This is a genomic window from Streptomyces marinisediminis (assembly GCF_026262575.1).
Classification (GTDB): Bacteria; Actinomycetota; Actinomycetes; order Streptomycetales; family Streptomycetaceae; genus Streptomyces; species Streptomyces marinisediminis.
Window position 1 is genome coordinate 74,972 of the sequence record NZ_JAPKFL010000022.1, and the last position, 17,921, is coordinate 92,892.

18 protein-coding genes and 1 pseudogene are annotated in these 17,921 nt (G+C 73.8%); 8 read left to right on the forward strand and 11 right to left on the reverse strand.

Annotated elements, in window-relative coordinates:
* The first annotated feature begins 54 nt into the window (after window positions 1-54).
* A complete protein-coding gene (locus OSB71_RS18240) occupies window positions 55-597 on the forward strand; it encodes an SRPBCC family protein (RefSeq protein ID WP_265949328.1) in 543 nt (180 codons plus the stop codon).
* A gap of 265 nt (window positions 598-862) precedes the next feature.
* Here the strand turns inward: OSB71_RS18240 and OSB71_RS18245 are convergent, their stop codons facing one another.
* On the reverse strand, window positions 863-1,906 hold the full coding sequence (locus tag OSB71_RS18245) for a rod shape-determining protein (protein ID WP_265949329.1): 1,044 nt from the start codon (window positions 1,904-1,906) through the stop codon (window positions 863-865).
* Window positions 1,907-2,317: 411 nt separating this feature from the next.
* On the opposite strand from OSB71_RS18245, the gene OSB71_RS18250 reads away from it, so the two are divergent.
* Window positions 2,318-3,172, forward strand: coding sequence for an RNA polymerase sigma factor SigF (locus OSB71_RS18250; RefSeq protein WP_265949368.1), 855 nt, complete (start codon window positions 2,318-2,320; stop codon window positions 3,170-3,172).
* Window positions 3,173-3,259: 87 nt separating this feature from the next.
* On the opposite strand, the gene OSB71_RS18255 is transcribed toward OSB71_RS18250, so the two are convergent.
* Together OSB71_RS18255 and OSB71_RS18260 are read right to left on the reverse strand one after the other, a co-directional pair.
* Entirely contained in the window at window positions 3,260-3,613 is a 354-nt protein-coding gene (locus OSB71_RS18255; RefSeq protein ID WP_265949331.1) for an STAS domain-containing protein, read from the reverse strand.
* An 88-nt stretch (window positions 3,614-3,701) separates the two neighbouring features.
* Window positions 3,702-4,784 (reverse strand): ANTAR domain-containing protein, encoded by a 1,083-nt coding sequence (locus OSB71_RS18260; protein WP_265949332.1) that lies wholly within the window; start codon window positions 4,782-4,784, stop codon window positions 3,702-3,704.
* Window positions 4,785-5,437: 653 nt separating this feature from the next.
* On the opposite strand from OSB71_RS18260, the gene OSB71_RS18265 reads away from it, so the two are divergent.
* On the forward strand, window positions 5,438-5,845 hold the full coding sequence (locus tag OSB71_RS18265; RefSeq protein ID WP_265949333.1) for a four-helix bundle copper-binding protein: 408 nt from the start codon (window positions 5,438-5,440) through the stop codon (window positions 5,843-5,845).
* Window positions 5,846-5,974: 129 nt separating this feature from the next.
* Here OSB71_RS18265 and OSB71_RS18270 read toward each other — a convergent pair whose 3' ends face one another.
* Entirely contained in the window at window positions 5,975-6,418 is a 444-nt protein-coding gene (locus tag OSB71_RS18270; protein WP_265949336.1) for an OsmC family protein, read from the reverse strand.
* A 735-nt stretch (window positions 6,419-7,153) separates the two neighbouring features.
* On the opposite strand from OSB71_RS18270, the gene OSB71_RS18275 reads away from it, so the two are divergent.
* The 3 genes from OSB71_RS18275 to OSB71_RS18285 all read left to right on the forward strand — a co-directional run bounded on the left by OSB71_RS18275 (window position 7,154) and on the right by OSB71_RS18285 (window position 9,113).
* On the forward strand, window positions 7,154-7,747 hold the full coding sequence (locus OSB71_RS18275; protein ID WP_265949337.1) for a DinB family protein: 594 nt from the start codon (window positions 7,154-7,156) through the stop codon (window positions 7,745-7,747).
* A gap of 158 nt (window positions 7,748-7,905) precedes the next feature.
* A complete protein-coding gene (locus tag OSB71_RS18280; RefSeq protein ID WP_265949339.1) occupies window positions 7,906-8,181 on the forward strand; it encodes an acyl carrier protein in 276 nt (91 codons plus the stop codon).
* A gap of 185 nt (window positions 8,182-8,366) precedes the next feature.
* Window positions 8,367-9,113: an SDR family oxidoreductase gene (locus tag OSB71_RS18285; protein ID WP_265949340.1), complete on the forward strand. Its 747-nt coding sequence runs from the start codon at window positions 8,367-8,369 to the stop codon at window positions 9,111-9,113.
* A gap of 502 nt (window positions 9,114-9,615) precedes the next feature.
* Here the strand turns inward: OSB71_RS18285 and OSB71_RS18290 are convergent.
* From OSB71_RS18290 to OSB71_RS24530, 7 genes are all read right to left on the reverse strand, one after another.
* Complete coding sequence (locus OSB71_RS18290) at window positions 9,616-10,425, reverse strand: VOC family protein (protein ID WP_265949341.1); 810 nt, start codon at window positions 10,423-10,425, stop codon at window positions 9,616-9,618.
* Window positions 10,426-10,849: 424 nt separating this feature from the next.
* The gene (locus OSB71_RS18295) at window positions 10,850-11,230 is read right to left on the reverse strand and encodes a GvpU-like protein (protein WP_265949343.1); all 381 of its coding nucleotides are present in this window, start codon (window positions 11,228-11,230) and stop codon (window positions 10,850-10,852) included.
* 96 nt (window positions 11,231-11,326) lie between these two features.
* Complete coding sequence (locus OSB71_RS18300; RefSeq protein ID WP_265949345.1) at window positions 11,327-11,644, reverse strand: SCO5918 family protein; 318 nt, start codon at window positions 11,642-11,644, stop codon at window positions 11,327-11,329.
* A 173-nt stretch (window positions 11,645-11,817) separates the two neighbouring features.
* A complete protein-coding gene (locus tag OSB71_RS18305) occupies window positions 11,818-13,302 on the reverse strand; it encodes a DEAD/DEAH box helicase (RefSeq protein WP_265949346.1) in 1,485 nt (494 codons plus the stop codon).
* A 354-nt stretch (window positions 13,303-13,656) separates the two neighbouring features.
* On the reverse strand, window positions 13,657-13,860 hold the full coding sequence (locus tag OSB71_RS18310) for a cold-shock protein (protein ID WP_265949348.1): 204 nt from the start codon (window positions 13,858-13,860) through the stop codon (window positions 13,657-13,659).
* Between the two features lie 860 nt (window positions 13,861-14,720).
* Complete coding sequence (locus OSB71_RS18315; RefSeq protein WP_265949349.1) at window positions 14,721-15,068, reverse strand: MerR family transcriptional regulator; 348 nt, start codon at window positions 15,066-15,068, stop codon at window positions 14,721-14,723.
* 594 nt (window positions 15,069-15,662) lie between these two features.
* Window positions 15,663-16,040, reverse strand: a complete 378-nt coding sequence (locus OSB71_RS24530) for an NUDIX domain-containing protein (RefSeq protein WP_323055308.1) — start codon at window positions 16,038-16,040, stop codon at window positions 15,663-15,665.
* Between the two features lie 542 nt (window positions 16,041-16,582).
* Here OSB71_RS24530 and OSB71_RS18330 point away from each other — a divergent pair.
* Complete coding sequence (locus OSB71_RS18330; protein ID WP_265949351.1) at window positions 16,583-17,419, forward strand: hypothetical protein; 837 nt, start codon at window positions 16,583-16,585, stop codon at window positions 17,417-17,419.
* A 403-nt stretch (window positions 17,420-17,822) separates the two neighbouring features.
* Window positions 17,823-17,921, forward strand: a pseudogene (locus OSB71_RS24670) (helix-turn-helix domain-containing protein); the annotation flags it as partial.

Here is a 17,921-nt window from a genome sequence, read left to right on the forward strand (position 1 = left end):
GGGGAGCGGGTGCGCGCCGTACCGGTGCGCACCCCGCTCGTAGGAGGTGCCGCAATGCCGCAGGTGCAGGTCTATGTGTCCATCCCCCTGCCGGTGAACGAGGTGTTCGCCTTCCTCTCGGACGGCCGCAACCTCCCCCGGTGGCATTCGGGCGTGATGGAGATCCGCGGCACCGATCCGTTCGGCCCCCGGTGCGGGGCGGGCTGCGTCTACCGCTACCGCTTCCCGGGGCGGCACCGCGACTTCCGGCTGGAGTGCTGCTCCTTCGAGACGGACCGGCGCCTGGGGTTCCTCGGCCAGCGCATGTGGACGCCGCTGGGCAGCCAGGTGCCGCGCTACGACTTCCGGCTGTGGCCGCAGGGCGCCGGCTGCCGGGTGGGCGTCCAGGTCACCTCCTGGCTGACCGGCGGCATGCTGGCGCTGTGGCCGGTCGTCTCCCTCGGGTGGCGCCGCGACCTGCCCGACGACGCCCAGCGCCTCTTCCACGTGCTCACCGGTTCGGACGAGCCCGCCGACATCGGCTTCGACCCCGGCCCCGGCGTCATCGGCCCGCAGCCGCGCCCCCGCGCCCGCCGCTTCCGCCTCCCCGCGGCCTGACACCGCGGGCCCGGCCCGCGCAGGCCAGCCACCCGCAGCCCGACCACGCGCCCGCACACCGCCGCACGCACGCCGCCGCACGCCGCCGCACGCACGCCGCCGCAGGCCGCGGCACGCACGCCGCCGCAGGCCGCCACAGGTCCGGGCGCCCCGGCACAGCCCGCCGCCGGCCCCGCCCACCGCGGGCCGGGCCGACCACGCGCCGCACCCGGCGGGCCGACGCCTCGTCAGCCCACCGGGTGCGGCGCCCGGAGCCGGTCCCGGCTCACGGCGCGATGTCGGCGCCCACCACCAGCGGACGGACCCGGCCCTCGATCATCGCGGCGACGCCCTTGACCGCCCCGGCCGCCGGGTCGTCGGCGACCCGCACCGTCATCGACGTCGCCTGCCGCAGCCGCTCGTCCAGGCCGGGCAGCAGCGCGCTGCTCCCGGCCAGCATGACGCCCTGGTCCACCAGGTCGGCCACCAGATCGGGCGCGCACCGGTGCAGCACCGCCCGGATCGCGTCGAGCACCGTCATGATCGGCCCGTGCACCGCCGCGTGCACCTCGTGGGCCGCCATCTGCACCGTCCGGGCGAGCCCGGTGCCGATGTCGCGGCCGTGCACGACGACGGCGCCCGGCTCGGCGGGGAAGCGGCCGGCCTCGTCCGTGGTCTGCTGGTGCAGCGCGCGCACCGCCTGCGTCGGCAGCGTGAGGCCGTACCGGTTGCGCAGGTGGCGGCCGATGGCCAGGTCCAGCGTCTCCCCGCCCACCGGGACGCACGTCGCGGCCACGATCGAGCCCAGGGACAACACGGCCACCTGCGTCGTCTGCGCGCCGAAGAGCACGATCATCGACGCCTCGGGCTGCTCGACCGGCAGCCCGCAGCCGACGGCCGCCGCCACCAGGCCGTCCACCAGCTCCACCCGGCGGCAGCCGAGCCCGGCCAGCGTCTGTGCGGCCGCGCGCTGGGCGAGCGGGTCGGCCTCGTGCGGGACGCACACCGCCGCGCGCACCAGCGGCCGGTACCGCCACGCGCGCCGCACCTTCTCGCCCACCAGCGCCCGCACCATGCGCTGCGCCATCTGCACGTCGTTGACCGTGCCGTCCGCGACCGGCCGCACCACCTTGATGAACGGCGGTGTGCGCCCGGTCATCCGCTCGGCCGGGGCGCCGACGGCGATGAGCGCGCCGGAGCGGGTGTTCACGGCGACGACGGACGGCTCGTCGACGACGATGCCCGACTGCTTGAGGTACACCCGCGTCCGGTCCGCGCCCAGATCGACGGCGACGGTGCAGCGGCGCAGTTGCTCGTAGCTGAAGTTCACGGCGCTTCTCCCGGTGCGGTGGTGCGGTGGACCCTGCGCCTCATCCTGAGCGGCCGTCAGCTTCCCCGCTCCCTGGACTGCGCCGACCGGACGACGCGGGACCGCCACCGGGTGTGCGGACACCTCGGCGGGCGGCGCGGTGCCCGCGTCCGACCGGGAGCGCGCGGCACCGGTACCGCGGACCGGGCCCGGACGCGGGCGCCCGCGCCACCCGCCGCCCGCGCCACCCGCCGTGCGCACCGTCCGCCGCGCGGCGAACGATTTCGCGAACGGCGGACATGTTCCGCCGCGCCAGGGGTAGACGCACCGCTGTCCACGGACGGACACCAGGGAGGGAACGTGAGCACGACGGCGACCACGGACGAGACGACCCGCACCCCGGCCGCGCCCACCACCGCCGGGTCCACCACGGTGGAGCCCGGCACCGCCGGCACGCCCGGCACCGAGGCCACGCCGCCGCCGCTGCCGAGCGTCGAGGAGGCGCAGGCCGTGGCCCCCCGGGACGCCCGCGAACTCACCCGGCTGTTCATCGAACGGCTGCGGGAGCTGGACGAGGGCACGCACGAGTACCAGTACGCCCGCAACACGCTGATCGAGATCAACCTCTCCCTCGTGCGGTACGCGGCCCGCAGGTTCCGCAACCGGGCGGGCGAGATGGAGGACATGGTCCAGGTCGGCACCATCGGCCTGATCAAAGCGATCGACCGGTTCGACCCCGCGCGCGAGGTGGAGTTCACCACCTTCGCGGTGCCCTACATCATGGGCGAGATCAAGCGCTTCTTCCGCGACACGAGCTGGTCGGTACGCGTGCCGCGCCGCCTGCAGGAGCTGCGCATCGACCTGGCGCGGGCGACCGACGAGCTCTCCCAGCGGCTGGGTCGGGGACCGACCACGCGCGAGCTGGCCGAGCGGCTGGGACTGAGCGAGGAGGAGGTCGTCGAGGGCCTCGTCGCCAGCAACGGCTACACCGCCGGCTCCCTGGACGCCGCGGCGGACGAACCCGGCGAGAACAACGTCGGCCCGAGCGTCGCCGACCGCATGGGCGGGGTGGACCCGGCGCTGGAGAGCGTGGAGGACTTCCAGTCCCTCCAGCCGCTCATCGCCGACCTCGACGAGCGCGAGCGCCGCATCCTGCAGATGCGCTTCGGCCAGGAGATGACACAGGCGGAGATCGGCAGGGAGCTGGGCCTGTCCCAGATGCACATCTCCCGCCTGCTCGCCCGCACCCTGGGCAAGCTGCGCACCGGGCTGCTGACCGACGCCTGACGCCCGCGAGCGCACCCGGCCCACGTGAGGGGGCGGTGCGGGCCCGGGCCCGCACCGCCCCCTCACGTGGTGGTCACCGGAAAGGCGTCAGCCGGCCGCGGCCTCCGCCACCGTCGGGAAGACGCGCAGCACCCCGTTCGCGCCGGTGACCTCCAGCAACCGGATGACGGACTCGGCGGGGGCGGCCACCCGCACGTCACCGGCGAGGTGTGCCTGGAGCAGCACGTTCAGCCCGGTGGAGTCGCAGAACTCCACGTCGGCGAAGTCCACGACGACGCGGACGGCGCCGGTCCGCCGCGCCTCCTCGATGGCCTGGCCGAGCGCCGGGGCCGCGTCGAGGTCCAGCTCACCGCGGACGACGATGACGTGGGCCCCGTCCAGCGCGTACTGCTCGGCGACGACCGGGCGGGAGGCCGGGGAACTCTCGTGCAGGGAAGACATGGAGTGATGATCTCCGTTCTGCTCGCGCGACGGAAGGTCGGAAGGGGAAGGTTCACGAACGTCACACCGTGGGGTTCACCTCGCACGGTCACTGGGGCTGGTGGCGTCGTGCGGGGGCGGGCAGGTGGGCGGGCGGCCGCACCGTGACGCTCCGGCCGCGCCGTTCGGCCTGGTGCCGGAACCGGTGCAGCTCGGCGAGGGCGGCGGAGGTCAGGTGGGCGACGTCGCTGAGGTCGACGCACAGGTGGGCGCCGCGGTGCTGCGCCCCCATGAGCCCCCGCAGGGCCTGCGCGAAGTCGGGCGTGGTGACCAGGTTGACGGCGCCCCGCGCCCGCAGCACCGCCGCGGGCTCGCCCTCCTCCGTGACGCCGGAGTCCACCGCGATGCGCAACGGCTCGTGCACCCCGTCCGCCGACGCCCGGGCCCCGGCAGCGGACCCGGCGGCGCCACCCGGGGCGGAGGCCCCGTCGGCTCCGCCGGGCCGGACGCCGTCGGGCCGAGCGCCGTCGAGCCGGACGCCGTCCGCCGGTACGGCGCCGTCCGGCACGCCGTCGGCGCGGACGGCGTCGGCGAGCGCCGCGTCACTGAGCGCGGCGTCCAGGGCGAGCGCCGTGTCCGGCGGCACGCGCACACTCTGCCGCGCCGCGTCCACGATCCGCCCCGCCACCGTGCGCAGCTTGGTGTTGGACTGCTGGGACAGCCAGCGCAGCAGGCCGAACCCGGCGTCGCGCTCCACGCCGTGCAGCAGCGTGAGCACCCCGATGGCCTGGTCGACCAGGCGGTGACCGTCCACGGCCGCCCGCACGTCCCGGTCCGCGAGCCGGGCGGCCACGCGCCGGACCGGCACGCTGACGTCGACCGTGTAGCCGTGCAGCTCCGGCGGCTCGCCCGGCGGTGTGGCGCGTTCCACCAGGGTGACCACCGTCCGGGTCCGGCACGGCGTGGTGATCTGGTGCAGCTCGGACGTCGGGGCGTCGCCCCCGCGCAGTGCCCCGGCGAACACGGACAGCAGCCGCTCGCGGTCGGCGGTGGGCACGCGGTCGGTGAGGAGCGCGGTGGTCGGGGTGCACCCGCCGGGTTCGTAGCCGTACAGCCGGTACATGGCCTCCGACCACGTCCAGGTGTCGTCGGCTACGTGGTACCGGAAGGTACCCACGGTCTCGCTGCTCACAGATCTCCCCTCACGTGAAGTCACCGAGGTACGCGGCGGCGGCGGGCCGACGCGTCTCTCTCCGCGAGCTAGCTGCACAACTCGTGGGGGCAAGTGACTGTCACTTTAACAGCGCCGGACATACCGTCCGTAAGGTCCTGGTGCCCGCTCGGCGGCCACGCAAGGGGGTCCGCCGACCGGCGCCTACCCGCCGGTAAACGCGCCCTCCCGGTGCCGGGCCCACCGCCGTGACGTGCCCGGCCGCCACGCGGAACCGCCAGGCCCACGGCAGCGGCGCGACACGGCCCGGCGAGGTGCCGCGACCGCGCCCGGTCCCGCGCTCGCGCGGGGGCCGGGTGGGGGCACGGGCCGGGTGGAGGCGCGGGCCGGGTGGGAGGCGTCCACCGCCCCCGGCGTCGCGGGGGCGGACCTGCGCCCAGGCGTACGTGACCGGCCCGTTCCGCGCGGCGAACGCGGTGTGCGCGGGCGCCCGGACGGGCCACCGCGCGTCCGGGCGGCGGCACGCCGGCCGAAACGTGCGGCCGGCGTGCCGCCGACCGCACGTTTCGGCCGGCGACCCGTGTGCTACCCGCCCGGGGTGCCCCGGCGGGCCGTCCCCGGGGGCCGGCAGCGGCCCCGCGGTCCGCGGGCGGCGGGAACGGAGGCGACGCGTCATGGTCACCCCGGCGCTGGAGATGCTGGAGCGCTACCCGGCACACCTGTCCCACGTGGACCGCAGGGCGCTGGCGAACTGCATCGAGGAGTGTTTCGCGTGCGTGGAGGCGTGCACGGCCAGCGCGGACGCGTCCCTGTGCGAAGAGGAGGTCACGGAGCTGCGCAAGTGCATCCGGGTCACCCTCGACTGCGCGGACGTGTGCGACGCCACCGGCCGCGTCCTGTCCCGGAACACCGGCTACGACGCGCACGTCACCCGGGCCGTGCTGGAGTCCTGCGCCACGGTGTGCGACGCCGCCGCCGACGAGTGCGAGCGGCACACCGGCCACGACCACGTGCAGCTCTGCGCCGCCGCCTGCCGCCGCTGCGCGACCGCCTGCCGCGAGCTGCTGGCGGAGCTGGCCTGAGCACAGGGACGCCGTACGGGAGGCCGCTCGCACGAAGGGCGCCGCACGGACCCGCCCGGGCGGCGCCCACCCGTGCGGGCGGCCTCCCGGTGACCTTCCCGCCGGGGCCCCGTCGGCCCCGCGCGGCGCTCAGCCCTCGGCACCCTCGGCGCCCTCGGCGCCCTCGGCCAGCTCGACCTGCCCGGCGACCGGGCACGTGCGCATCAGTTCGCGCAGCAGCATGCGCCGCGTGCCGGCGTCCACCCGCGGCACGTCCACCGTCACGCGGGTGGTGAAGCCGTAGCGCAGGGACCCGTCGTGGGTCAGCGCGACGTCGGCGGTGACCCGGCTGTCGGCCAGGTCGGCGCCGCCCACCTCGCTGGCCACCACGCCCAGCGTCTGGTGCAGGCACGAGGCCAAGGCCGCCGCGTAGAGCTGCTCGGGCTGCCAGGCCGGACCGCCGTCCCCGCCCCCCAGCGCGGGCGGCGCCACGACCGGCAGCGTCCGCTCGCCCCCGCCCACCCACACCCGTCCCGGCTCGCTCGCGGACTGCGCGGACGTGCGGTGCAGCGTCCGCTCCGGTGTCGTCGTCATGGCGTCGCCTCCTTCGCGGGCCGCCCTCCACGGCCTGTGGACAACGCCCCGGGTCACCCCCCGCCCCCACGTGAAACCCCGCCCCGGCCCGCTGCCCCGCCGCGCCGCTCCCCGGCCCGGCCGCCCCCCGCGCGGCCCGGCGACCCGGCCCGGTGCGCCGTGGCGAGCGGCCGGTGCGGCGTCACCAGGGCACGCCGACCGACGCCGACCGCGCGCCTCGCGCGGCCCCCACCGGCGCCCGGTGCGGCGGCCCGCGTCGACGTGCGCGCGAAACGGAGCGGAAGGCGCTCCCCCGCCCACCGTCCCGCACCACACCCCCGCGCCCCTCGACACGCCGGGGCCCGGCGCACCGGTCCCGTACGCGTCAGAGCCGGTCGCGGTGGGCACCGGGGTCAGCCCCGCCCGCCGCAGACCCCGGTCCCGCGCCCGGCAGCCGCGCCGACCACTCCGACACGCGAAGCACTCCGCCTCCGCGCCCCGCAGCCCGAACCGCCCTCGGCCACAGCACCCGCCCCCCGACCCGACCGCGACGCCCCCGCGCCACACCGCGCGAAGCCGCCGCGTCACACTCCGCGCCATGGTCCGCCGGACCCGACGACCACCCCGACACCACACGCGACGCCGCCACCCCACCGTCACGACCCGGGCACCACACACCCGGCACCCGAAGGCCGCGCGGGCACGCCCGCCCCGGTACGACCGGTGCTGTCGGTGCCCGGTGGCAGACTCGGCGGCATGACGAACGAGCTGCCCAAGACCGACCTCCAGCGGTACCTGCGAGACGGCCGGGACGCGCTTCTGTGGAAGCTCGACGGACTGTCCGAGTACGACGCCCGGCGGCCGCTGACGCCGACCGGGACGAACCTGCTGGGCCTGGTCAAGCACCTGTCCGGGGTGGAGATGGGGTACTTCGGGGACGTCTTCGGGCGCCCCCTGAGCGACCCGCCCCCGTGGTTCGCGGAGCTGGGCGCCGACCCGGTGGTGGACCTGTGGGCCACGGCCGACGAGGGCCGCGAGGAGATCGTGGCGCTGTACCGCCGGGCATGGGCGCACGCCGACGCCACCATCGCCGAGCTGCCCCTGGACGCGGTCGGGCGGGTGCCGTGGTGGCCCGCCGAGCGGGCGGAGGTGACACTCCACCGGATATTGGTGCACGTCGCAGTGGAGACGCACCGGCACGCCGGGCACGCCGACATCGGCCGCGAGCTCCTCGACGGCGCCGTGGGCCTACAGGCCCGGAACGGGAACATGGCGCCGGGTGACGCGGCGTGGTGGGCGGAGCACCACGCACGGGTGGAGCGCGCGGCCCGGGAGGCCGGGCGCGACTGACCGCCGATGCGCCGGGCCGCGCCGGAGCGCGGCATGACCACCCGAGCGGGTGAAGGTTGGCGGCGCAAGGTTGACGTTGCCGCGCCCGGGGCGGGCCCGGGGCCATGGTGGGCGTAGTGCGGCCTTCGGGCCGCCAGTCGCCGTACCGGGAGGAAGCCATGGCCATGTCCGTTGCCTTCAACCTGCTGACCGACGTACTGAGGGAGACCTTCGGCCTGCCCCGCCGCAACCTCCACCCCGACGCGACCTTCGCGGAGCTGGAGATGGACTCCCTCTCCCTCACCGAGCTGATGGCCGTCATCGAGGAGCGCACGAGCCTGCGCATGAAGCGCTTCCCCGTCACCCTGACGCTCACCGAGGCCGCCGACCGCATCGACGACGCGGCCGACCTGGTCCTGGACGCCCGGGCCGCAGCCGAAGCCGCCGCCCGGTAGCCCGGGCCGCCCGCACCCGGACCGCGCCCACGGCCGACACCGGCCACCGGGCACCGGCCACCGGGCGGGTCCGACGGGGGACGCCGCCCGCCGCGCCGGGGCGGCGTCCCCCCGTCGGACCCGCCCGGCGTGCCACCCCCCACCACCCGCCGCACGCTGGACGGACGACGCGAGTGGAGGGCTGCATGGAGAGCACGGACTACGTCGACCTGCGCGGCAAGCAGGCGTTGGTCACCGGCGGCGCGCGCGGCCTGGGCGCCGCCATCACCCGGCGGCTGGCGAGCGCCGGGGCCGCCGTACGGGTCGCGGACGTACGCTGGCAGGAGGCCGAGGAGCTGTGCGACGCGCTGAAGGAGCAAGGGCACGACGCGCGCTTCGTGGAACTCGACATCCGGGAACCGGGCGCCGTGGCCGAGGCATTCACCGAGTTCGACGAGGCCGGGCAGCCGCTGGACATCCTGGTGAACAACGCGGCCGTCGACGTCTCCAAGCCCATCGAGCACCTGACGGCCGACGAGGTCACCCACGTGGTCACCACCAACCTCCTCGGGCCGATGTACCTGTGCCTGGAGACCTACCGGCGGATGGTGGCCCGGGGCAGCGGGCACATCGTCAACATCCTCTCGACCGCCTCGCGGCGCACGTGGACGGAGGCGGCGCCCTACGCGGCCGGCAAGTCGGGCCTGCGGGCGTTCACGCACACGCTCTTCCAGGAAGCGCAGCGCGACTGCCTGGGCGTCGGCGTCACCGGGATCATCGCCGGGGGCATGCGCACGCCCTTCATCCTGGAGCGCTTCCCCGACGCGGACACCAGCAAGCTCCAGGACCCGGCGATCGTCGCGGACACCCTGCTCTACGCGCTGTCCGTCCCACCCACCAGCGCGGTGGGCGAACTCGTCGTCGTCCCGCGCAACGAGCCCTCCTGGCCGTAACCCCCGGCCCACGCGGCGCCGCCACCCCGGCACCGGCCACCACTCCACGCACCGGCGGCCCACCCCCGGCCCCCACCCCGCACCGCGCGGTAGGCCGGTGTCCGGGCCCGTCCCCGGCTCCGACCGCGTACCGGCCCCACACCCCGCCGGGCTCCCCACCGGCACCGTGGCGCACGCGTCGTCCCGCCGCGCGACGAATCCCTCCGACCGCACCCCGCCCACCGGCCACACCGGCGAGCGACCGCTGTCCACCGCGGTCCGCGCCGAGCCATGCACCGCTACCAGTCCGCCCGCCTCAGCACGCCGGAGCCCGTCGTCGTCCCGCGCGACGAGCCGACGCGGACCGACCGGCGCGCGGTTCCACGCGGGCCCCTCTCGTCAGCCGCCACCCCGCCGCCGACCGGCACCGTGCGGCGGCGCCCGCCCACAGCCCACACCGGGCCGCGTGGCGGGTCCACCCGTGCCGCGCCGGGCGGTGGGCGGCGAGGCGTCCCGGACCGGGTCACGCGGCGGCGGGCGGCTCCGGGGTGATGAGCACGAAGTCGGCGCCCGCCGGGTCCACGCACACGGCAACGCGGCCCACGCCCTCCGCGTCCTCCGGCCCCATCTGGAGCGTGCCGCCGTGCTCGGTGACGCGGGCCACCGCCGCGTCGCAGTCGCTCACGGCGAACACGGGGTGCCAGTAGGCGCGTCCGCCCGTCGCCGTCAGCGCCTCGGCGGGCAGCTCCATGATCCCGCCTTGCATGCGCTCCTCCGGCTGTCCGGCCGGGGTGACGAGCTCGTACGTGCCCCCGTCGCCGGGCATCTGCATGGCCGTCGTCGTCCACCCGAACAGCTCGCCGTAGAAGCGCTTGGCCCCGGCCGCGTCGGAGGTGTACAGCTCCGTCCAGCTCAGGCTGCCCGGCTCGTCGGCGGCCCCCAGACCCGCCGTGTTGCCCGGCTGCCACACCGCGAACTGGCCGCCCTGCGGGTCGGAGAACTGGGCCATCCGGCCCTCCTCGCCCACGTCGAACGGGGCCACCCGCACCGTGCCGCCGAGCCGCTCCACGTCCCGCGCCGCCGCCTCGGCGTCCGCGGTGTGGAAGTAGACCATCCAGGCCGGCCTGGCTCCCTGCTCGTCCAGGCCGCCGACCGCGGCCACCGGCCTGCCGCCGAGCCGGAAGACGGCGTACCGGCCACCCTCGTCACCCTCGGCGACCGTCTCCGTCTCCCAGCCGAAGACGGCGCCGTAGAAGCGGCCGGCCGCGTCGACGTCCGGCGCGCCGAGGTCCAGCCAGGAAGGCGAGCCGGGCACGAAGTCCGTAGTGATCATGGCGATCCCCTTCGCATCGATCCCTACGCCCCAGGCTCCCACTCACCACTGACACCCGCCTCCCGGCGCCGCGGGGCCCGCCCCACCGCGGCCACGAGCGCCCGCACACCGGCCGCACATCCGCCCCGGCGCGCCGCACGCGTCGTCAGCGACGACCGCGCATCTCGTCCATGACGCGCCGCAGCGCGCGCAGCCACGCCGCCGGACGCCGGCCGGGCACCGCCCCGTGCCCGGAACGGCGGCGCGCGCCACGCGGCGGGGCGCCACGCGGCGCGCCGCCCGGCCGGCACCGGCGGCACCGAGGCGCGCCCGAACGCGCCCACGGCGCGCCGCCCCACCCCCGCCACACGGGCGGGAGACGGAGCAGGCGCGCCGCCGTCAGGACGAGAGCGGCGCGGGGCCCGGCGGGCCCCGCGCCGCGGGCTCAGTGATCGGAGTAGCTGAAGTCCCCCACCGTCCAGGCGCTCACGTCCTTGATGGCGATGCGGTACATCCCTCCCGTCTCCGGGATGCCGACCGTGCCCTGGAGGATGCGGGCGACGTGGAAGTGCAGGTAGGCGGGGGGTGTGGTCGCGGCTCCCCGCGGCCCGCCGTCGTCCGGCCCCCCGAGGAAGGTGTCGGCGAAGGGGCGGAGGCGTTCGGAGTCCCGCAGGACCTCGGCCACGCGCTCGCGCCACATCGCCTCGGGCGCCAGGCGGCCGGTGATGACGGCCCCGTGCGCTACGACGGTGAGGGACATCTGGTTGGTGCGCTCCGACTCCACCATGGCGGCGATGCCGACGAGCAGCTCATCAGCGTTGGACATGACCGCTGATGCTATACGGCCGCGCCCCGGCCCCGCGCGGGGACGGGGTCGCCCGAACCCGCGCGGGGCGGCCGGGGCACGCGGGCGAGCCGTCCGCTACCGGGTCGGTCGCTCGTGCGGCGTGGTCCCCAGGAACGCCTCCGCCTCCTGAAGAGGGGAGAGTTCGGGCGCCGGGGCGGGTGCGGCGGCCTGGCAGGTGAAGCCGAGCCGGGTCAGCGCCCTGCTCACCTCGCCGGAGGTGAAGTCCCGGCGGTCCTGCCCGGTGATCACCTCTCCGACCTGCTTGACGGGGTAGGTCCGGCGGCCGATGGTCACGGACTCCCCGGCCAGGGGCTCGGGCTTGACACCCTTCATCGCCTGCTGGACATCGTTCTTGAGCAGGTAGAAGGGGGAGTGGGCGATGACGCAGCGCATAGTGCCTCAACAGTGTCGAAGGGGGCGGTGGGAGGGCTGGCGACGGTGCGAGGCGGCCGGCGTGGAAGCGGACCCGTGCGGGCGGCCGTGCCCCACGCCCGCGGGTGGCGCGTCGTCCCGGCGCGCCACCCGGCGGCGTGTGCGCGGTCGCCGGACCACACCGGCGACCGCCCCTACGCCGTGCCGCGCGGGGCGGAGCGGCGGCGTCCCTGCGCGGGGCGGCCGCGCCGTCCGCGCCGGGCGGAGTCGGGGCGTCCGGTCGGCGCGGCGACCGGGGCGGCGATCGTGACGGGGACGCCGGAGGGCGCCTGGGCCCCGGTGATGCGGCTCAGCTCGGCCTCTCCCGACCGGACCTGGCTCACCTGCGCCGTGACCCCGGCGTCCACCATCAGACGCCGCACCTCGCGGCGCTGCTCGGGCAGGACCAGGGTGACCACGGTGCCCGACTCGCCGGCGCGGGCCGTGCGGCCCCCGCGGTGCAGGTAGTCCTTCGGGTCGGTGGGCGGGTCGACGTTGACGACCAGGCCGAGGTCGTCGACGTGGATGCCGCGGGCCGCGACGTTGGTGGCCACCAGCACGTTGACCTGACCGGACTTGAACTGGCCGAGGGTGCGGGTGCGCTGGGACTGCGACTTGCCGCCGTGCAGGGCCACGGCGCGCACCCCGGAGGCCAGCAGCGCCTTGGCCAGCCGGTCCACCGCGTGCTTGGTGTCCAGGAACATGATCACTCGCCCCTCACGGGCGGCGATCTCCGTGGTGACGGTGCGCTTGTCGGCCTCGTGCACGTGCAGCACATGGTGCTCCATCGTGGTGACCGCGCCCGCGGGCGGATCGACGGAGTGGACCACCGGATCGGTGAGGTAGCGGCGGACCAGCAGGTTGACGTTGCGGTCCAGCGTCGCGGAGAACAGCAGGTGCTGCCCGCCGGGCCGCACCTGGTCGAGCAGGCGGGTGACCTGGGGCATGAAGCCCATGTCGGCCATCTGGTCCGCCTCGTCCAGCACGGTGATGTCCACCTCGTCCAGCAGGCAGTCGCCCCGGTCGAGCAGGTCCTTGAGCCGGCCGGGCGTCGCGACGACGACCTCGGCACCGGCCCGCAGCGCACTCGCCTGACGGCCGATGGACAGGCCGCCGACGACGGTGGCCAGCCGCAGGTGCAGGGAGCGGGCGTAGGGGGCGAGCGCGTCGGTGACCTGCTGGGCCAGCTCGCGGGTGGGCACGAGCACCAGGGCGAACGGCTTGCGCGGTTCGGCGCGCCGACCCGCCGTGCGGGCCAGCAGCGCGAGCCCGAAGGCGAGCGTCTTGCCCGAACCCGTGCGGCCACGGCCCAGCACGTCCCGGCCGGCCAGCGAGTTCGGCAGCGTGGCCGCCTGGATCGGGAAGGGGACGGTCATGCCGGCCGAGCGCAGCGCGGCCAGCAGCGGGGCGGGCAGGTCGAGGTCGGCGAACGCCTCGACGGCGGGCAGGGGGGCCGTCGCGGAGACCGGGAGCGCGAACTCACCCTGCGGGGCCGCGGAACGGGGTCCCCGCCCGGTCGCGACCGAGCGGGACGGCGCCCGGCGGCGGGCCGGACCCTGCGGGCGGCCGCGCCCGCCCCGGTGGGAACCGGAGGCGGAGGCGCGGGAAGAACTCTCGCTGGTGCGAGCAGTGCGGTTCATGGAGAACCTTCCTCGATGCGGCACGCTTCGAGGAATCTCCTCAGCCAACGGGTGAACCGCGGGAGAATTTCGCAAGAACGAGCCGGGGAAAGGGCGAGGGGCGTCTGGCCGTACACGGCCACCGGCTCGCCTGGAGAATGGGCGCCGGAACACGAGCCGAAAGCGGGGCCCGGCACTCCGTCGCGGGGGCCGGGGCGCGATCCGCCCGGCCCGACCTGTGCATTACTGGCGGAACCTACCGCCGGTCAACACCCCGCACGCGCGTCCGACCGAAGCCGGAAGCGCGGCGGGCAAAGCAACGGGCTGGGACCCGCACCCGAGGTGCGGGCCCCAGCCACGTCACACGCCTCAGCGTCAGGCAGGAACGATGTTCTCGGCCTGCGGGCCCTTCTGGCCCTGCGTGACGTCGAAGTTCACCTTCTGGCCTTCGTGCAGCTCACGGAAGCCGGACGCGGCGATGTTCGAGTAGTGGGCGAACACGTCAGCGCCGCCACCGTCCTGCTCGATGAAGCCGAAGCCCTTTTCCGCGTTGAACCACTTAACGGTGCCAGATGCCATACGAGAATCTCCTTCGGGGGCAGTGCCCGGAGCCCGCACCTTACGGACCCCGGAGTCGCTGCAATGATTTCCCCTCCGGATGACCCGGAATTGAAAAGGCGCTCACCGATGGATCCGGCCAGCGCAACTGAAATCTTTGGGAACCACAACTGCAACTGATCCGAGCGTAGCACGGACCGGCCGGGCGACACGAGGAGATTCCCGCCACACGGGTCACACGGAAAATTCTGGCAGCTCATTTCCCGAATTTCTGCACCGGCCACGAGAGATATCCGTCCGCGGTCGACGGACACCTGCTCCCCCGGCGCCCGGCCGCACCGCACGGCGCGACCACGGGACACCGAAGCGGCCCGGCCGCCGCAGCGACCCACCCCCCGAAGCGACCCCGCCCCAGCGCCCGCCCCAGCCCCCGGACCGTGCGCTCCCGAAGCCGCACCGGACGACCGAAACCACACACCCCCGTAACAGCACCGCTGGCCGCTGGTGCCGCGTCAACCGGAGTTCGCCCCAAAGCGGCAAGGCCGCCCCGCGTGCCCCAGCCGTCGAAGCCCTCCCCACCCAGAGCACCACCAGTTCACCCCCGCCCCGGAGCGACCCCACCCTCAAACCCGCACCGGCGACCGGGCGGCGCGTGCGACCGAAGCGCCGCACCGGGGGCCGAAGCCGCACCCGGGGGCCGGAGCGGGTGCGGGCGACCGAACCCGCACCCTCCCCCGGGGGCCGGGGCTGCGCATGCGACCGAACCCGCACGGCGGGGGACTGAAGCCGCACCCGCGGGGCGCAGCGGCCGCGTGCGACCGGGGCCACACCCCGCCACCGGAGCGGCGCCGACCGCCGGCTCAGCGCCCGCCTCCCCACCGTCAGGCGCCGCCCCCGGCCTCCTGCGCGCCGGCGCGATGACGCAGCTCCTCGTTGATGCGCCGGGCCTCCTCGAGCTGGTCCTCGAGGATGATGATGCGGCAGGCCGCCTCGATGGGCGTGCCCTGGTCGACCAGCTCGCGAGCGCGCACGGCGAGCCGCAACTGGTAGCGCGAGTAGCGGCGGTGCCCGCCCTCCGAGCGCAACGGCACGATCAGCCGCGCCTCACCGATCGCCCGCAGGAACGCCGGAGTGGTGCCGATCATCTCGGCCGCCCGCCCCATGGTGTACGCGGGGTAGTCGTCGTCATCGAGGCGACTGGAGGGGGAAGAGGGGTTTTCTGCGGCCACTGACACCTCTGGAAGACACGTGGAAGGACCCGGGGCGCCACGCGGCATCCGGAGCCCTGGGGGCAACTCGGCACCCGCTACCGGCGACCACCGCCCAGGCTCTGCCGCTCCGCACGCGTGCCGAGATCACGAACGCGGGGTCGACCGGGTGCCACCGTGACGGGGCCTGCCCTCCCGTTCCGCTCGCTTCGCCACTACCCGCACGAATCTAGCACCCAAGCAACACGATCCCTACTCCCGCCAGTACAACTTTCCTCCCCCCACCCCACACCCGAACCCCCAACCAGCCCGAAACACGAAGAAGCCCAGGCCACACAACGTGTGACCTGGGCTTCGAACGAGCCGCCTAAGACCGTGTCCTACGTGGTGAGGCGGACGACTCGCTTGTAGCAGCAGAGGGCGGTGGCGAGGCCGAGGAAGGCAGGTAGTTGCGGGGGTGGCGCTCGTAGCGGGTGTTGAGGTGGCGGTAGCCGGTCAGCCAGGACGATGGTGCGCTCAACGACCCGTCATCGGCGGCCGATGCGTTCGCTGGAGTCGATGCCCTTGTGGGCGGTGCGGACGCCGATGCGTTTGCCGCGTCACCATCGTCGCAGGTCAGGAAGGCCGTGGTCTTGTCCGCGTACAGGCGCTATAGCTTGAGGTAGCGGCTGCGGTGAGGGTCGTGCTCGTGGGGTGACCGGTCACCATGGGCTTCAGAGCGAGGCTGTCGTGGACGTTGGCGGTCGAGACGCCGACGAGGAAGGGCGTGCTCTCGGCGACGATCCCGGTCTCCTCCTGGCCCTCGTGCACCACGCACTCGGCGGCGGTCTCGCCGATGTTCCGGGTTCCGCCACGGAGCGCCCACTGACCACTGTCGCGGCGGCGCTGGAGGAGTATCGCACCGGTCTCGTCAACGACGAGCAGGTTCCTGGCCGGAATGAGGGTGTGCGCCTCCGGAGCGGCGGGGTGTTTGTAGTACTCAGTTCCGCCCATGGCCGACGGTCCTCCCCTGTTCGGGTGCCCACGGCTGCGCGGCGGCCCATACAGCATCGATGCTCTGGGCGTAGTTGTCGAACCACCCGGTGCCGTCTGCCCTCTTGAGGTGGAGGAGGGGGTTGGCGCTGGTTGGCTGCCCTCAGATGTCGGGGTTGACGAGCAAGTTGTCGTCGTGCCGGAACGTGGACGTAAAGGATGGTTTCTTGGAACCGTATGGCGCGCCCAGCCTCACCCACCAGCGGGCGGTAGTACTTCAGTGAAACGCGGATCTTGGCTGCGAGAGTGTCGCCTCGTCGTATCCGAAAATCAACGCCATGCAGTTGCAGAATAAGCGCTCCCGGGTATGACAACGGAGCACCTGCGAGGGATGGCCTGGCAGTCGGTAGCTACCCAGCGCTCAAACTGGCTCGCACCAAGCGCGGAACAGTCAGCAGAGTACCTGGCGGACAGGCGGCTACAAATGGCGCTATTTCGCCTATGCTCCTGCGGGTTACTACGCGACAGTTGGATCGTAGCCAAAACTGATAGGTAGCTTCCACATGATCCAGCGCCTCATCCCGTACATCAAATGGGCGGCACTTCTTGTCATTCTGACGGAACTTCTCCTCGTGTGGGTCGGCGAAGTCTCCCTGACAGACGCCATTGTCGTCGTACTAATACTCGAAGGGCTGCTATTCATCTTCGTGATCCTCGGTGCGTGGCAGATCAGGCATGTGTACCGGAGCCGCCTCAACACCTCACCCGATCGTTTCACAGCCGCCATGCAAGCAGTGGAGACAGTCATGCCTAAACCACTGGGGAAACTGATCGCGCTTGAGTTGACCATGCAACGCGCCACGCTGCTATTCGCTATGCGCCGCCGCGACATTCCACCGAGTTGCTCCGCCGTGAGCTACCACCGCGCCCTAAGCGGGATTCTGTGGGCCATGCTGGCGATCGCACTCGTCGAGCTCTTCGTGGTACACCTGGCCGTCCCGTGGCCAACTGCGCGCGTCACCCTTCTCGTCATTTCGATGATCGGGCTTTGGTGGTTTTTTGCTTTCTTCGCATCTCTCGTGGTTTATCCGACGACGCTCTGCGGCGGTAATCTTCGCATCAGGTTCTCCAGCATGGTGGATGTCACCGTCCCCGTGGCAGGCGTCGAGCGAGCACGAGTGCACCAACAGTCACTTGCCCAACGACACATCGCCATGTTTCATGACGATTCTCTTCACGTTGAAGTTTACGGAAGTACCAACGTTACCGCCCAGCTTCGGGAGCCGGTTCTGGTATCCCTTCCCAATAAGGGCAAGCAGGTCGTCAGTAAAGTACACCTGTGGGCAGACGAGCCTGAAAGGCTAGTGCGGCTCCTGGCCGAGACCACGAGTGAGCAGTGAAGCCCGGTGAACACGGACCCAACTGCCTCTCATGCCGTGAAGAGTCGGCCCTGACCAACGAGCCGTCGAACCCGAGCATCCTTCGCGCCGACCGCGTCTGAGGACGCCACTCCGACCCGTCGCATTACGAGTACCGCGCTTGGAAGAACTTGCTTTCTGCGAGATAACAGTCGATCTCCAACGAACTCGTGCATGGCCGGCGGTGGCGCGCCTAGCCCTTGGGTTTCCATCACGGCCTGTCTGGTGGAGGCCGGTTACATGCAGTGATCGTCCGGAATTAACGGGGCGGTGTCATAGCCTCGAAGCAACAGTGCAGGTGAGAGGGGTTGCTCGTGGCGGAGCGTCGGCCGTTGACGCTGGAGGAGCGTGAGGAGATCGCGGTCGGCCGGGCCGGAGCGAGGGTGTACGCGCGATCGCGCGGCGGCTGGGGCGGTGTCCATCGGTGGTCAGCCGGGAGATCGGCCGGAACTCCTCGCAGCGCGGTTACCGGGCGTCGACCGCC

Bases quoted from the DNA above. Each gene is read 5' to 3' on its own strand.
- OSB71_RS18240 (WP_265949328.1), top strand. From the start codon at position 55: ATGCCGCAGGTGCAGGTCTATGTGTCCATCCCCCTGCCGGTGAACGAG.
- OSB71_RS18295 (WP_265949343.1), bottom strand. From the start codon at position 11,230: ATGTCCAACGCTGATGAGCTGCTCGTCGGCATCGCCGCCATGGTGGAG.
- OSB71_RS18300 (WP_265949345.1), bottom strand. From the start codon at position 11,644: ATGCGCTGCGTCATCGCCCACTCCCCCTTCTACCTGCTCAAGAACGAT.
- OSB71_RS18310 (WP_265949348.1), bottom strand. From the start codon at position 13,860: ATGGCATCTGGCACCGTTAAGTGGTTCAACGCGGAAAAGGGCTTCGGC.
- OSB71_RS18265 (WP_265949333.1), top strand. From the start codon at position 5,438: ATGGTCACCCCGGCGCTGGAGATGCTGGAGCGCTACCCGGCACACCTG.
- OSB71_RS18270 (WP_265949336.1), bottom strand. From the start codon at position 6,418: ATGACGACGACACCGGAGCGGACGCTGCACCGCACGTCCGCGCAGTCC.
- OSB71_RS18305 (WP_265949346.1), bottom strand. From the start codon at position 13,302: ATGAACCGCACTGCTCGCACCAGCGAGAGTTCTTCCCGCGCCTCCGCC.
- OSB71_RS18280 (WP_265949339.1), top strand. From the start codon at position 7,906: ATGGCCATGTCCGTTGCCTTCAACCTGCTGACCGACGTACTGAGGGAG.
- OSB71_RS24530 (WP_323055308.1), bottom strand. From the start codon at position 16,040: ATGGGCGGAACTGAGTACTACAAACACCCCGCCGCTCCGGAGGCGCAC.
- OSB71_RS18255 (WP_265949331.1), bottom strand. From the start codon at position 3,613: ATGTCTTCCCTGCACGAGAGTTCCCCGGCCTCCCGCCCGGTCGTCGCC.
- OSB71_RS18285 (WP_265949340.1), top strand. From the start codon at position 8,367: ATGGAGAGCACGGACTACGTCGACCTGCGCGGCAAGCAGGCGTTGGTC.
- OSB71_RS18330 (WP_265949351.1), top strand. From the start codon at position 16,583: ATGATCCAGCGCCTCATCCCGTACATCAAATGGGCGGCACTTCTTGTC.
- OSB71_RS18290 (WP_265949341.1), bottom strand. From the start codon at position 10,425: ATGATCACTACGGACTTCGTGCCCGGCTCGCCTTCCTGGCTGGACCTC.
- OSB71_RS18275 (WP_265949337.1), top strand. From the start codon at position 7,154: ATGACGAACGAGCTGCCCAAGACCGACCTCCAGCGGTACCTGCGAGAC.